This window comes from Rhizobium sp. Nf11,1 (assembly GCF_050587665.1).
Classification (GTDB): domain Bacteria; phylum Pseudomonadota; class Alphaproteobacteria; order Rhizobiales; family Rhizobiaceae; genus Rhizobium.
This window is the reverse complement of sequence record NZ_JBOBHU010000004.1, coordinates 238,756-252,836: the sequence shown is the minus strand read 5'-3', so window position 1 is coordinate 252,836 and position 14,081 is coordinate 238,756. Positions and strand designations below refer to the sequence as shown.

Annotated in this window: 13 protein-coding genes and 1 pseudogene; 7 read left to right on the top strand and 7 right to left on the bottom strand. The window is 62.0% G+C overall.

Going from position 1 to position 14,081, the window contains the following annotated elements; translation table 11 throughout:
* The first annotated feature begins 5 nt into the window (after positions 1 to 5).
* The 3 genes and pseudogenes from odc2 to ACQ7C1_RS08970 form a co-directional block, all read left to right on the top strand.
* Complete coding sequence (odc2, locus tag ACQ7C1_RS08980; RefSeq protein WP_085779503.1) at positions 6 to 1,139, top strand: ornithine/lysine decarboxylase; 1,134 nt, start codon at positions 6 to 8, stop codon at positions 1,137 to 1,139.
* A 96-nt stretch (positions 1,140 to 1,235) separates the two neighbouring features.
* Positions 1,236 to 1,826, top strand: a complete 591-nt coding sequence (locus ACQ7C1_RS08975) for a GNAT family N-acetyltransferase (RefSeq protein WP_097597209.1) — start codon at positions 1,236 to 1,238, stop codon at positions 1,824 to 1,826.
* A gap of 213 nt (positions 1,827 to 2,039) precedes the next feature.
* Positions 2,040 to 3,062: pseudogene (locus ACQ7C1_RS08970) on the top strand (serine hydrolase domain-containing protein); the annotation flags it as partial.
* 76 nt (positions 3,063 to 3,138) lie between these two features.
* On the opposite strand, the gene cysE reads toward ACQ7C1_RS08970, so the two are convergent.
* The 5 genes from cysE to ACQ7C1_RS08945 form a co-directional block, all read right to left on the bottom strand.
* Positions 3,139 to 3,957 carry a serine O-acetyltransferase gene (cysE, locus tag ACQ7C1_RS08965; protein ID WP_430958022.1) on the bottom strand — a complete coding sequence of 273 codons (819 nt, stop codon included), beginning with the start codon at positions 3,955 to 3,957 and terminating at the stop codon, positions 3,139 to 3,141.
* An 83-nt stretch (positions 3,958 to 4,040) separates the two neighbouring features.
* Complete coding sequence (locus ACQ7C1_RS08960) at positions 4,041 to 4,535, bottom strand: GNAT family N-acetyltransferase (protein ID WP_430958021.1); 495 nt, start codon at positions 4,533 to 4,535, stop codon at positions 4,041 to 4,043.
* A 15-nt stretch (positions 4,536 to 4,550) separates the two neighbouring features.
* Entirely contained in the window at positions 4,551 to 5,540 is a 990-nt protein-coding gene (locus ACQ7C1_RS08955; RefSeq protein WP_430958020.1) for a WD40 repeat domain-containing protein, read from the bottom strand.
* Positions 5,540 to 6,634, bottom strand: a complete 1,095-nt coding sequence (locus ACQ7C1_RS08950) for a CobW family GTP-binding protein (RefSeq protein WP_430958019.1) — start codon at positions 6,632 to 6,634, stop codon at positions 5,540 to 5,542. Before ACQ7C1_RS08950 ends, ACQ7C1_RS08955 begins: the two co-directional genes overlap by 1 nt.
* 145 nt (positions 6,635 to 6,779) lie before the next feature.
* The gene (locus ACQ7C1_RS08945) at positions 6,780 to 7,568 is read right to left on the bottom strand and encodes a creatininase family protein (RefSeq protein WP_183698676.1); all 789 of its coding nucleotides are present in this window, start codon (positions 7,566 to 7,568) and stop codon (positions 6,780 to 6,782) included.
* 85 nt (positions 7,569 to 7,653) lie between these two features.
* On the opposite strand from ACQ7C1_RS08945, the gene ACQ7C1_RS08940 reads away from it, so the two are divergent.
* The 3 genes from ACQ7C1_RS08940 (at position 7,654) to ACQ7C1_RS08930 (ending at position 10,301) form a co-directional block, all read left to right on the top strand.
* Positions 7,654 to 8,166, top strand: a complete 513-nt coding sequence (locus tag ACQ7C1_RS08940) for a MarR family winged helix-turn-helix transcriptional regulator (protein WP_430958018.1) — start codon at positions 7,654 to 7,656, stop codon at positions 8,164 to 8,166.
* A 119-nt stretch (positions 8,167 to 8,285) separates the two neighbouring features.
* The gene (locus ACQ7C1_RS08935; RefSeq protein ID WP_020922290.1) at positions 8,286 to 9,308 is read left to right on the top strand and encodes a LacI family DNA-binding transcriptional regulator; all 1,023 of its coding nucleotides are present in this window, start codon (positions 8,286 to 8,288) and stop codon (positions 9,306 to 9,308) included.
* 27 nt (positions 9,309 to 9,335) lie between these two features.
* Positions 9,336 to 10,301 (top strand): 2-hydroxyacid dehydrogenase, encoded by a 966-nt coding sequence (locus ACQ7C1_RS08930; protein ID WP_430958017.1) that lies wholly within the window; start codon positions 9,336 to 9,338, stop codon positions 10,299 to 10,301.
* 13 nt (positions 10,302 to 10,314) lie between these two features.
* On the opposite strand, the gene ACQ7C1_RS08925 is transcribed toward ACQ7C1_RS08930, so the two are convergent.
* Positions 10,315 to 11,094 (bottom strand): gamma-glutamyl-gamma-aminobutyrate hydrolase family protein, encoded by a 780-nt coding sequence (locus ACQ7C1_RS08925; protein WP_430958016.1) that lies wholly within the window; start codon positions 11,092 to 11,094, stop codon positions 10,315 to 10,317.
* A 290-nt stretch (positions 11,095 to 11,384) separates the two neighbouring features.
* Between ACQ7C1_RS08925 and ACQ7C1_RS08920 the strand changes: the two genes are divergently transcribed.
* On the top strand, positions 11,385 to 12,491 hold the full coding sequence (locus tag ACQ7C1_RS08920) for a TRAP transporter substrate-binding protein (protein ID WP_064804998.1): 1,107 nt from the start codon (positions 11,385 to 11,387) through the stop codon (positions 12,489 to 12,491).
* Positions 12,492 to 12,572: 81 nt separating this feature from the next.
* On the opposite strand, the gene ACQ7C1_RS08915 is transcribed toward ACQ7C1_RS08920, so the two are convergent.
* Complete coding sequence (locus ACQ7C1_RS08915) at positions 12,573 to 14,063, bottom strand: TRAP transporter large permease (protein ID WP_430958015.1); 1,491 nt, start codon at positions 14,061 to 14,063, stop codon at positions 12,573 to 12,575.
* Positions 14,064 to 14,081 lie beyond the last annotated feature (18 nt).

The window sequence follows — 14,081 nt, the reverse complement described above, 5'->3', positions numbered from 1 at the left end:
CTGAAATGACCACCCAGCGCATCCGCGACTTTCTCGCAACCCGACGTCCCGACGGTCCCTGCCTCGTGGTTGACCTCGATGTTATCAGAGACAATTTCCACGCCTTCCGTCACGCCATGCCGGATAGCGCCATTTACTACGCCGTCAAGGCCAACCCGGCTCCGGAAGTGCTGAAGCTGCTCGCAGGCCTCGGCTCCAATTTCGATTGCGCATCCGTTGCCGAAATCGAAATGGCGCTCGAAGCCGGTGCGACTGCTGCCCGCATCTCCTATGGCAACACGATCAAGAAGGAGCGTGACGTTGCTCGCGCGCACGCGCTCGGCGTCAGCCTCTTTGCGGTCGACAGCCACGAGGAAGTCGAGAAGATCTCGCGCGCCGCTCCCGGCGCCCGTGTCTTCTGCCGCGTGCTCACTGATGGCGAAGGCGCCGAATGGCCGCTGTCGCGCAAGTTCGGCTGCGTTCCGCAGATGGCGGTCGACGTTCTCGTCTACGCCCATCAGCTCGGCCTGCAGTCCTACGGCGTCTCGTTCCATGTCGGCTCACAGATGACCAAGGTCGATGCCTGGGATTCGGCTCTGGCCGATGCCAAGCGTGTCTTCGTCCAGCTTGCCAAGCAGGGCATCCACCTGCAGATGGTCAACATGGGCGGCGGCTTTCCGACCAAGTATCTGCGCGACGTTCCGTCCGCGGAAGCTTACGGCAAGTCGATCTATCAGGCGCTGCGCACGCATTTCGGCAACCAGATCCCGCAGACGATCATCGAGCCGGGTCGCGGCATGGTCGGCAATGCCGGTGTCATCAAGGCGGAAGTCGTGCTGATCTCCAAGAAGTCGGACAATGACGACGCCCGCTGGGTCTTCCTCGACATCGGCAAGTTCGGCGGTCTCGCCGAAACCATGGACGAGGCCATCCGTTACCCGATCCGCACCGAGCGCGACGGCGACGAGATGGAGCCCTGCGTGATCGCCGGCCCGACCTGCGACTCGGCCGACGTGCTGTATGAAAAGAACCTCTATCCGCTGCCGCTGTCTCTGACGATCGGCGACGAGGTGCTGATCGAAGGCACCGGCGCTTATACGACGACCTACTCGGCAGTCGCTTTTAACGGCTTCGAGCCGCTGAAGGCCTACGTCATCTAAGGTCTTGTTTCTGCTAGTCCCGTAACCAGCCGGGGCGGCAAATCCACAATTTTCCGAAGTCACCGTCTGAAACGGTTTTGAGTGCGGGAGGCCACGATGGCCGCTGTTCTTGATTCTGTCCGCGCATTCTTTGCGCCCTCCATTTTCACCATCGACGCCGAAAATCCGTCGGATGTCGTCGCGCGTGAAAACCTGCTCGATCGCGTCATGGGCACTGACCGCCGCAAGAAATCGTCGGAGAAAATCCGTCGCAACCGCATTCCGGCCGAAGGACTTGCGCTGGTCGCGCGTGATCGCGACGGCCATCTGATCGGCACGGTACGGCTCTGGAACGTCGAGGCCGGCGTCAACGCCGAAGGCACGCCGATCAACGCGCTGCTGCTCGGCCCCCTGGCCGTCGATTGCCGTCACGGCGGCAAGGGCGTCGGCTCGGCCCTGATGCGCGCGGCAATTCTCGAGGCGAAGAACCGCGGGCATGGCGCCGTCCTGCTCGTCGGCGATGCCGCCTATTACGAGCGTTTCGGCTTCTTCGCCGAAAAGGCTCGCCATCTTGTCATGCCGGGCCCGTTCGAACGTTCGCGCTTTCTCGCGCTTGAGCTCACCGAAGGCTGGCTTGACGGCGCGGCCGGCATGATCGTTCCCTCGGGATGCATGCTGGCCAGCGCGCCGGTTCGCCGCGCAGCTTGAGCTGCGCGCCCGCCGGTGGGATAGGGAACTTTCCCTGCCGGTATTATCCGCGCCGCTGATCATGCGGGAGGCGGGCCTGTCGTGGTTTGCGGCGCGGATTGTCTTTCCAGCCGAGAGGATGAGGCGCAGGTATCGGCTCACCAGCAGACACGATCGCGTGAAAAGTGCCATGGGCACGCGAAGATACTGCGGCGATATCCTATCTTCGGCCGCATGATCCGTATTTTTTCCCTTCTCCTTTTCTTCTGCCTGCCGTTTGGCGCAACAGGCCTTGCGTCCGTCCAGACCATGGCGTCCGCCGCCGGGCTTGGTCCGCGGCTCGACCAAGCGGCGAGCGATCCGGCGCTGCGGCCGCTGAAGACGGTGATCGTCGCTCGCGACGGACGCGTGCTCATCGAACGCGGCTTCCGTGGTCATTCGCCGTCGGAATCGACCAATATCAAATCCGCTTCGAAATCCATCATTTCGGCGCTCGTCGGTATCGCGATCGACAAAGGCTTGCTTGCTGGGCCGGACCAGAAGATCGCGCCGATCCTGAAGGCCGATCTTCCCTCATCGCCCGACCCGCGGCTCAACGACATCACCATCGGCAATCTTCTCTCCATGCAGGCGGGGCTCGACCGTATGTCCGGGCCGAATTATGGCCGCTGGGTCTCCTCGCGCAACTGGGTGCGCTTTGCGCTCTCGCAGCCTTTCGTCGATCAGCCCGGCGAGGAGATGCTCTATTCCACCGCATCAACGCATCTGCTTTCGGCCATTCTGACCAAGGTCAGCGGCCGGTCGACCCTGGCGCTGGCGCGCGAATGGCTCGGCCCAGTCGAGGGTTTCCGCATCGGCGCATGGGAGCGCGACCCACAGGGCATCTATCTCGGTGGCAATCAGATGGCAATGAGCGCCCGGTCCCTGCTTGCCTTTGGCGAACTTTATCGCAATGGCGGGCGTACGACGCAGGGAGTGCAGGTGGTGCCTGCCGACTGGATCGTGCAGTCCTGGCAGCACCGCACCAATTCGCGCTTCTCCGGCGACGAATATGGCTATGGCTGGTTCACCCGCGTGATCGGCGGTGAACAGGTGCATTTTGCCTGGGGTTATGGCGGCCAGATGCTCTACATCGTGCCGGCGCTCGATCTGACCGTCGTCATGACGTCCGAAGAGAGAGGTCCCTCGGCCCGAAACGGCTACCGGGATCTGCTGCATGGTTTGCTGGCCGACATCATCGGCACAGTGCGGGCGGCTTCACCGCAGCGGCGGGCCGAAATCGAAGGATTCTGGGAAACCAGGCCCCATGGCGAACGAGGGGTCTCCCGAAAGCTTAGATATTTTGATCCATCGTCTCTGCCGGGATCTCATCGCCGCGGTGGATACGAACGACAGTGGCAGGAACGCCGGCGACCGTGCAATGTTCGGGGACCGGCTTCAGCACGACGCTGCCGGCGGCGATCTTGCTGAAGGCACCGATTTCGATATTGCCGAGAATCTTGGCGCCTGCGCCGATCATAACGCCGTGGCGGATCTTCGGATGACGGTCGCCCGTCTCCTTGCCGGTGCCGCCGAGGGTGACGTTCTGCAGGATCGATACTTCGTCCTCGATCACAGCCGTTTCGCCGATCACGATGCCCGAGCCATGGTCTAGCATGATGGAAGCGCCGATCTGGGCCGCCGGATGGATATCCGGGCCGAAGACCAGCGAGGCGAGATTGGCGAGCCAGGTGGCGATCTCCCGGCGGCCGGCGCTCCACAGCGCATGGGCGACGCGATGCGTCTGCAGCGCATGAAAGCCCTTGAGGTTCAGAAGCGCATGCAGAAATGTGGTGCAGGCAGGGTCGCGATCGCGCACGGCGGCGAGATCGGCCTCAACTTTCCGCATGATATCGTCATCGAGCGTGGAAAGGATGAGATCGAACAGATCGCCCGTTTCGACGTGCGCCACCGCGAGCCGCGCCGCCAGCACGCGGGCGAGGATCTCATGGCTGGCGGTGGTATCCGTCACCTGCTCCGCCAGCAGTCGCCGCAATATCGGCTCGCGCCCCGCAAGCTTGCCCGCCTCAGCCCGGATCACCGTCCAGACGGATCCGCCATCCGAGGACTGCGGCTGTTGCGCAGCCAAACCAGGGCCGGTCGATTTCGGCATTGACGTTTCCTCTGTCAAGTCACGGCCCGTCGTGGGTGGATTCCATGTTTTGCACAGCCAAGGCGATTAGCAAGCGTGATCTTCTAACCGGACGGTTTCAGGCCCAGCGTCGGGTCCGGAAGACGGCGCCAATGATAGAGCACGTCAGGCTCTTTTTTCTCATTGTCTGCGCCGTCGGTCTCTTCGCCGGCGATGAAGCCATGTCGCTCATAGAACGCGCGTGCGCCCGTATTGCGCTGGAAAGTCCAAAGCCGGATATCCTCCATCTCCTGCTTGGCGCGGCCGAGGAGGAGGGAGCCGATGCCGACGCCCTGGAAATCGGGCAGAACATAGAGCTGCTCTATCCAGTCGTCGCCAAAGGCGATGACACCGATGAGCCTGTTTCCCGTGGCCGCGCCGAGGATCGTGCAGTCGCGCAGCAGATGCATGCGCCAATACTGCTCTTCTTCCTCAGGCGTGTGCAGGATGGGCAGCCAGGGCAGGCGCTGCCGGAGCGCCTCGCGCCTGATTTCTGCCGCCGCACGCATGTACCCGGCGCCGAGTGTCACGAGTTCAGCTTCCTTCGAAGCGTCGTCCATTTCAGCAACGCGACCTCAAGCCGAGATATCGATGACGCCGCAATCGCCGGCTTCCGAGGCGAAGGCGAGCAGCTTGCCGTTTGCGCTCCAGCTCATCGCCGTGATCGCGCCCTTGCCGGGGCGGCGCAGCAGCGCTTCCTTATTGTCGGCAACGCGTACAGCGAGGATCATGCCGTCGACGAAGCCAATGGCGAGGATATCCTCCAGCGGATGGAACTTCACCGAGGTCGCCATGATATTGGCGCGGGTGCCGAGCTCCAGCGGTGCCTTGCCCATCGGCCCGTCCTTGCCTTGGAAAGGCCAGACGATGGCAGCCGGCGCCCCCGAGGAGGCGAGCCATTTGCCCTTGACCGACCAGGAGAGGGATTTCACCTTGGCGGGATAGCCGGTCATGCGCATGTGCCGGGCCTCGGCGCCGGGCTTGCTGTCGAGCTTCCAGCCGTGCAGCGCGTTTTCCTGCATCGAGGTGACGAGAAAGTTGCCATCCGGTGAGAAGGTCACGCCGGTATGCGCGCCTTTCCATTCGAGATCGACCGGTTTGGCGCTCATGCCGACCCAGTGGAGCGACACGCCGTTGTAACGGGCGGCGGCGATGCGCAGACCCTTCGGCGCGAAGGCGATGCCTTCGACCGTGCGCTCCTCTGCGAATTCCTTGGTCGTGCCGTCGGCAAGACGCACGAGCGTACTCTTGCCATAGGAATAGGCGATGGTGCCCTGGGGCCCGGCCGCGACCTGCGAGATCCATTTGCGCGGCGCGCTCGCGAGTTCGCTGACGCTGCCGTCGGCCGCGATGCGCAGGACCTTGCCGTCCTCGCCGCCGGAGATCAGGCTGTCGCTATAGGGATCGCGGATCGCGGTGAGCATGCCTTGATGGGCTTCTGAAACCCTCTCGCCGCCATCCAGCCGGTGAAACGTGCCGTTTGCGTTTGCGAAGAAGGGAATATCACCTAAAAATTCGACGGCCAGAACGTGGCCGTCGACATCAAGCGGCGCAACTGTCGGCATCAGGCGGCTGCCTCGCAGGCCTTGAACGAAGCCTCGAGTTTTTCGCGGTCGAGATCGCGGCCGATGAAAACGAGACGGCTTTCATGCTTCTCGCCATCCTTCCACGGACGCTGGTGATCACCCTCGATGATCATGTGCACGCCTTGGACGACGTAACGCTGGGGATCGTCCTTGAAGGCGATGATGCCCTTGAGGCGAAGAATGTTCGGGCCCTGCATCTGGGTGATCTTCTGGATCCAGGGGAAGAAGCGTTCGGGGTTCATCTGGCCGCCGCGCAGCGACACCGACTGCACTGTCACATCGTGGATCGCCGACATGGCGCCATGATGATGATGATCGTGCCCGTGGTGATCATGGTGATGATCATGATCATGATCATGATGATGGTGGTCGTGATCGCAGTCCGGGCCGCAGACATGGTCGTCATGGTCGTGTTCCAGGAAATGCGGATCGTTTTCGAGTGCGCGTTCCAGGTTGAAGGCGCCCTGATCGAGCACGCGGGCGAGGTCGACGCCGGAGCGGCTGGTCTTGTAGACGCGGGCGGCCGGGTTGATGGCGCGGACGATGTCTTCGATCACATCCAGTTCTTCCGCGGTGACGAGGTCGCTCTTGTTGATGACGACCACATCGGCGAAGGCGATTTGGTCCTCGGCCTCGCGGCTGTCCTTCAGGCGCAGCGGCAGGTGCTTGGCGTCGACAAGCGCGATGACGGCGTCGAGCTCGGTCTTGGCGCGCACGTCGTCGTCCATGAAGAAAGTCTGAGCGACGGGTACCGGATCGGCAAGGCCCGTCGTCTCGACGATGATGCCGTCGAAACGGCCGGGGCGGCGCATCAGTCCTTCGACGACGCGGATCAGGTCGCCGCGCACCGTGCAACAGACGCAGCCATTGTTCATCTCGTAGATTTCTTCATCCGATTCGACGATCAGGTCGTTATCGATGCCGATTTCGCCGAACTCGTTGACGATGACCGCATATTTCTTGCCGTGGTTTTCGGAGAGGATGCGGTTGAGCAAGGTCGTCTTGCCGGCACCGAGATAGCCGGTGAGCACGGTGACGGGAATAGGCTTCTGGGTGGAGATCGCGTCGGTCATGAGAACCTCTAAATTAGGCGTACGGCCGAACGGCTAGGGATCGGCCTTTGAGCGGTTGGTCTCATATAATGGCATGGGCACCGCAGTTCAAAGGATTTTATATGTTATAAGATCACGTCGCCGCCCGATGCAGACGATCGCTTTTTCAACGGAGTTCGCCGACGTCGAATGCATCGACATCCTCCAAAAGTTCCACCAGCCCCTTCACCGCATGGGCAATCAACGCCTCGCCCTTTTCGGCCGTCGCAGCCGCGGCATTGCCAGCCACGCCTTGTTCGTTGATGTCCGACATCTTCCAGCCAAAGGCATGCTGGCCGTAGGCGCGCAGGTGCTTGAAGCGGGTGGCGAATTCCGTCTGCCGCGAGGAAAAATCCTCAGCCTTTGCCATGTCTACCTTGTCGGGGTGAAGCGCCAGCATGACCGAGGTCTCGATATCGCCGCCATGGATGCCGATCGCCTTTTCCTCCGGCGCAATCACGCCATCCGGCAGGCCGAAGCGGGTCCAGCTCGTCGCCACCGCCAGCATGGCAAAGCGGACCCGCGCCTCGGTCGCGACGACCGATATCAGAGGCGAATTGCCGCCATGGGCGTTCAGCATAACGAATTTGCGAATGTCTCTCTTCGCCAGCCCTTCGGCAATGCCGAGCCAGCGGTTGACCGCTTCGTCGAAGGCGAGCGTCTTCGTTCCTTCAACATCCATATGTTCTACGGAATAGCCGACCGATTCGGTGGGAAGGAAGGTGACCGACAGTCCGGCGGGCAGGGCCTTCTTCAATCTTCCGGCGATGCCGTCGGCAATTAGGGTGTCGGTTTCGAAGGGCAGGTGAGGGCCATGCTGCTCATGGGCACCGAGCGGCAGCAGGGCGATCGGGCGGCCTGCGCCGGAGGCACGGACCGAGCCGCTGTCGTCGAAGCGGGGCGAAGGCGTCATCATCCGGTCGTTGCCTCTTGTTTATGACGAGATCATGGGCAATGTCATATCGCAGCGGCGTCGGGGCTTAAAGATCAAAGGGATGGCTATGGGAAAGAAGCATAAGGACGGCAAGAAGAGCAAGTCCAAGAAGAAGGACCAGACGGAGTACACGATCGTCGATCTTTCTCCGGCGCTCACCCAAGCGGCCCGTTCGATGCGCACGGTGCTCTCGCGCAACCTGTTCGAAAGCGGTCTCTATGCCGGCCAGGACGGCGTCATTCTCTCGCTTGCCGAGAGCGACGGTATGACGGCGGGCGGCCTTGCGCAAAAGCTCGGGGTCAAGGCGCCGACGATGACGCGGACGATCGGCCGCATGGAGGCGCAGGGCTTTCTCGAGCGCAAGCCCGATGCCGAGGATGCGCGCCTCACCAAGGTCTATCTCACTGCGCTCGGCCGTGACAGCGTGCGGGCGATCGAAATGGCGGCCTCGGCCTGTGACAGACTGGCGACGCAGGAATTTTCAGAAAAGGAAATCCGCAATCTGGTTCGCCTGCTGAAGGCGATCGACGCCAATCTGCAAGCCGAAGCGCATGGTATCGAAGAACCGGACGAAGACTGAAATTTCTCCTGAAAGACGAATTGCCTCCGCCGGTTAAATCTTTTAATTAAACATTTTAAGGGGACCGCGCCGGTTGCCGTGCGGTCTTGCTGTCTTGCGTGCTGCCTGGAGGAGGACACGTGGTCCAGAAGATCAAGCTATCGACAATCGCCGAAACGCTCGGCATTTCAACAGCGACCGTATCGCTCGCCTTGCGCGACAGCCCGCTGGTGGCCGGCAATACGCGGGAGAAGATCAAGGAGCAGGCGCGCGCGCTTGGCTATATCTACAACCGGCGTGCCGCCAGCCTGCGCACCTCACGCTCGGGCATCATCGGTGTCGTCGTGCACGACATCATGAACCCTTTCTACGGCGAAATCCTGAAGGCGATCGAAAGCGAGCTCGACCGCAGCCGCCATACCTTCATTCTCTCCAATCATTATGACAATGTCGAAAAGCAGCGCACCTTCATCGAGACGCTTCTGCAGCTCGGCGGCGACGGCGTCATCATGTCGCCGGCGATCGGTACGCCGCCGGAAGATCTGCAGTTGGCGGAAGAGAACGGCATGCCGGCGATCCTCGTCGCCCGCTCGATGGACGGTCTGGAGCTGCCGACCTATCGCGGTGACGACAGCTATGGCATCTCGCTCGCCACCAATCACCTGATCGGTCTCGGTCACCGCTCGATCGCCATGATCGGCGGTACGGACCAGACATCCACCGGCCGCGACCGCTACCAGGGTTATGTCAACGCCCTGCGCAAGGCGGGCATCGAAGTCGATCCGAATCTGCGCATTCCCGGGCCCCGCTCGAAGCAGGGCGGTTTCGAGGCGGCGGTGCATTTCCTCTCGCTGCCGCAGAAGCCGACGGCGGCGGTCTGCTGGAACGATCTCGTCGCGATCGGCCTGATGAACGGCATTGCCCGCGCCGGTCTGGTGCCGGGCCGCGATATTTCCGTCACGGGTTATGACGATCTCGAGGAAGCCTCGATCGCCACGCCGGCGTTGACGACCGTCTGGAACGGCCAGACCGAAGTCGGCCGTCTGGCTGCGCGCGCACTTCTCGATCGTCTTGCCGGCAGCCACGAACCTGACGGCATGCATCTCATCAAGCCGGAAATGCGCATCCGCCAGTCGACCAGCCCCCATCGGCCCCGCGCCTGAACCAGACCCCGTCCAAGAGGAAAAGCCATGTCCCGCATCGCCATTCTCGTTCCTGGGAAGATACACGAGCGTGTTCTCGAAAGGCTGAAGGATCGTTTTGAGATCATTGCTGTCGCCCGCGAGGAAAAGCTGGCGCTCGACAGCGAGACCGCGGGCCGCATCCGCGGCGTTGCCGTCTCCGGCGCTTTTCCCGGCGCCTGGATGGATCAGTTGCCTGGTGTCGAAGTGATCGCCAGTTTCGGCGTCGGTTATGACGGCATGGATGTGAAGCGTGCGGTCGAAAAGGGCATTGTCGTCACCAATACGCCAGACGTTTTGAACGACGAGGTTGCCGATACGGCGATCGGCCTGCTCCTGAACACGATCCGCGAGCTGCCGCGGGCTGAAGCCTGGCTGCGTGCCGGCAATTGGAAGCCGGGCACGGCTTATCCGCTGTCACGTTTCTCGCTCAAGGGCCGCCATGTCGGGCTCTACGGCCTAGGCCGCATCGGTCTTGAGATCGCCAAGCGGCTGGAACCGTTCAAGGTGAAGATCAGTTATCACACGCGTTCGCGCCATGCGGAGGCGCCCTACGATTATCACCCGACGTTGAAGGGATTGGCTGAGGCGGTGGACACGCTGATCGCCATCGTTCCGAAGACGCCGCAGACGCATAAGACGATCGACGCCGATGTCCTGGCCGCTCTCGGTCCGGATGGGGTTCTCGTCAATGTCGGCCGCGGCTGGACCGTCGACGAAGAGGCGCTGAGTGCCGCCCTCGCATCAGGCGCGCTCGGTGCGGCCGGCCTCGACGTCTTCTACGAAGAGCCGAGCGTGCCGTCCGGCCTGCTGGAACCGGCCAATGCGGTGCTGCTGCCGCACGTTGCCTCGGCCTCCGTGCCCACGCGCATGGCGATGGCCGATCTGGTTGCCGACAATCTCATCGCCTGGTTCGAGAAGGGGGCAGCGCTGACGCCGGTGCCGGAGACGCCGCAAAATATTCAGCGCGGCTGAGCTCGACTGCCTCCTAGGCGGTCGCCGGTGCCGTGATAACCGGGCGTTTGCCGCCGGCATAGCTGCGGACGGCATCGCCGAAGGCGGCAAACAGCTTGTTCGACGCCTTGTCGGTTTCGGCCCAATATTCCGGGTGCCATTGCACGCCGACGGCGAAGGCCTTGGCATCGATGACGGAAACGGCTTCCACGGTGCCGTCTTCGGCGATGGCTTCCACCTGCAGGCGCGGTGCGGTTCTGGCGATCGCCTGGCGATGCAGCGAATTCACGCGGATATCGCCTGGACCGAGAATGCCTGCTATGCAGGAGCCTTCCTTGACATGGACGGTCTGGCGGATGGCATACATGCCGTCACGGTCGACACCTTCCGGCCGGCGATGATCCCAGATGCCGGGCTGCTCATGGATCTCGCTTGCCAGCGAGCCGCCGAGAGCGACGTTCAGTTCCTGAATGCCGCGGCAGATGGCAAGCAGCGGGATGGCACGGTCGATGGCGCGGCGGATCAGCGGCAAACTGGTGGCGTCGCGGGCGGGGTCGAAGGGGCCGTCCCTGTCAGTCGCCTCGGCGCCATAGAGCGAGGGATGCACATTGCTGGCAGAGCCTGATACCAGCAGACCATCGACGCGGTCGAGCACCGCGTCGGTATCATAGCCTGCCTCGAAGGCGGGAATCACGAAAGCCATCACGCCGGCCGCATTCAATGCGGCACCGACATATTGATGCTGCACGGCATGCCAGGTCGCGCCGTCGAAGCTGCGGATATCGGCAGGAATGGCAACGATTGGTTTCGTCATGTTTGCACCGGTAAAATCTTCTGCTCGTCGTTTTTGCCGCCAGAACGGCGGTGGAGTCAACGCCTGGCTTTGTCCGACGACCAATTGCACCGCAAACGGCGTCGCGGCTCTGGGGCTCGCGCTAAGCTGCTGATTTTGATGGACGCGCTCGCGCGCTCCCTATTGCTATCCTGATGCCAAAGGCTAATAGACTAAAGCTTGAATCGCGGCCCCCTCCATGCTTAGCTCTGCCCTCGCTGCGGGTAGGGATGGATTGGCCGCGCAGTGCCATCTATACGGGAGGTTTTTTGATGGATCGTCGTTCGTTTTTCAAGAAGGCGGGAACCGCCAGTGCCGGCGCGGTTGCCGCAACGGCGCTGGCGGCGCCTGCGATCGCGCAAGAGAATCCGAAGATCGCTTGGCGCATGACGTCTTCGTTTCCGAAGAGCCTGGATACGATCTATGGCGGTGCCGAAGACATCGCCAAGCATGTTGCCGCTGCGACCGACGGCAATTTCACCATCCAGCCTTTCGCGGCCGGTGAAGTCGTGCCGGGCCTGCAGGCTGTCGATGCGGTGGCCGCCGGTACGGTCGAGGCAGCCCACACCACCTCCTATTATTTCGTCGGCAAGGATCCGGCCTATGCCTTCGGAACAGCCATCCCGTTTGGATTGAACAGCCGCCTGACCAACGCCTGGTTCTACGAAGGCAATGGCAATACGCTGATGAACGAGTTCTACGCCACGCAGGGCATGTATGCCCTGCCGGCCGGCAATACCGGCGCACAGATGGGCGGCTGGTTCCGCAAGGAAATCAACACGCTTGACGATCTGAAGGGCGTGAAGATGCGCATTGCCGGCCTTGCCGGACGCATTATGGAGAAGGTCGGCGTCGTCCCACAGCAGATCGCCGGCGGCGACATCTACCCGGCGCTCGAAAAGGGCACGATCGATGCGGCGGAATTCGTCGGCCCCTATGACGACCTGAAGCTCGGCTTCCACAAGGTGGCGAAGTACTACTATTACCCGGGCTGGTGGGAAGGCGGCCCGACGGTGCACGCCTTCTTCAATCTGGATAAATGGAGCAACCTGCCGAAGCACTATCAGGCAGCGCTCACCGACGCCTGCGCCTTCGCCAACACCAACATGCTGGCGAAATACGACATGAAAAACCCGACGGCGCTGAAACAACTCGTTGCCGAGGGTGCGACGTTGCGCCCGTTCAGCCAGGAGATCATGGAAGCCTGCTTCCAGGCGGCAATGGGCATCTACGGCGAAATCTCGGCCAACAACCAGTATTTCAAGAAGATCTACGAGGATCAGACCGCCTTCAAGCGCGACGCCTATCTGTGGATGCAGCTTTCGGAATACACCTTCGATACGTTCATGATGATCCAGCAGCGGGCCGGGAAGCTTTAGGCTTTCCGCGAGCGACATCGGCGCTTTAGGCGAATGCAAGAAAAACCCCGGATCGTTGATCCGGGGTTTATTTTTGTTTGGCTATTTGGCAGGCGCGGGCGGAGCTCCCGGCAGGCCGTTCAGCGGCGGCAGGGTGAGGCCCGGTATCTGCGGCGAGCCCTTGCCGCCGCCCACCGGCGGCAGGCCGAGCTGGCCGCCAAATCCCGGCACTTCGATCTTGATCGAGTTCGGGTCGACCTTGGGGCCATGGTCCAGCCAGTAGGTGACCGATTGCGGCCAGAAGATCACGATCGCAACCAGAATAATCTGCATGCCGACCCAGGGCAGCGCGCCCATGTAGATATCGGAGGTCTTGACGTCCTTGCTGGCGATCGAGCGGAGGTAGAACAGAGCGAAGCCGAAAGGCGGATGCATGAAGCTGGTCTGCATGTTGACGCAGATCAGGACACCGAACCAGATCAGGTCGATTCCAAGGCTGGAGGCAACGGGCGCGAGCATTGGAATGACGATGAAAGCGATCTCGAAGAAATCGAGAAAGAAAGCCAGCACGAAGATGAAGATGTTGACGAAGATCAGGAAACCGACCGGGCCGCCGGGGATGCCCGACAGCATGTGCTCGATCCACCGCGAACCATCCATGCCCTGGAAGACCAGGCTGAAGCAGGTGGAGCCGACCAGGATCATCACCACCATTGATGTAATATGCGTGGTCGATGTCATTGCTTCGCGGATTAGCGGCCAGGTGAGACGGCGGTTCATGGCTGCCAGCGCCATGGCGCCGACGACGCCGAGCGCGCCGGCTTCCGTCGGTGTCGCAAGGCCCATAAAAATCGTACCGAGCACGAGGAAGATCAGCACGATTGAGGGCACCATGCCCATCAGCACTTTCGCCAAAAGCGCCCAGTTGAAGTCGCCGCGCACCTCTTTCGGCAGCGGCGGCATCGATTTCGGCTGGATGATCGACATCACCAGGATGAAGAGCACGAAAATCGTCACCTGCAGGATCGAGGGGCCGATGGCGCCGAGATACATGTCGCCGACCGATCTGCCAAGCTGGTCGGCGAGAACGACGAGCACGAGCGAGGGCGGGATCACCTGGGTGATGGTGCCAGAAGCGGCGATGACGCCGGTGGCAAGGCGCGGGCTGTAGCCGTAGCGCAGCATGATCGGCAGCGAGATCACCCCCATGGTAATGACGGAGGCGGCTACCGTGCCGGTGATGGCGCCGAGCACGGCGCCGACGAGGATGACGGCATAGGCGAGTCCGCCGGGAACGCCGCCGAAGAGCTTGCCGGTGCCTTCGAGCAGATCCTCGGCAAGACCGCAGCGTTCCAATATCGCGCCCATGAAGGTGAAGAAGGGAATGGCGAGCAAGAGGTCGTTGGAGACGATGCCGAAAAAGCGCAGCGGCAGCGCTTGCAGAAAGGCTTCGCTGAAATGGCCGGTGACGATGCCGATGATGCCGAAGAACAGGCCGACGGCCGCGAGTGAAAAGGCGACCGGAAAGCCGTAGAGCATGAAGATGACCATGCCCAGGAACATGGCCGGCGGAATGATGCCGAAATCAAACAAATCCGTTCCTCCCGGGAG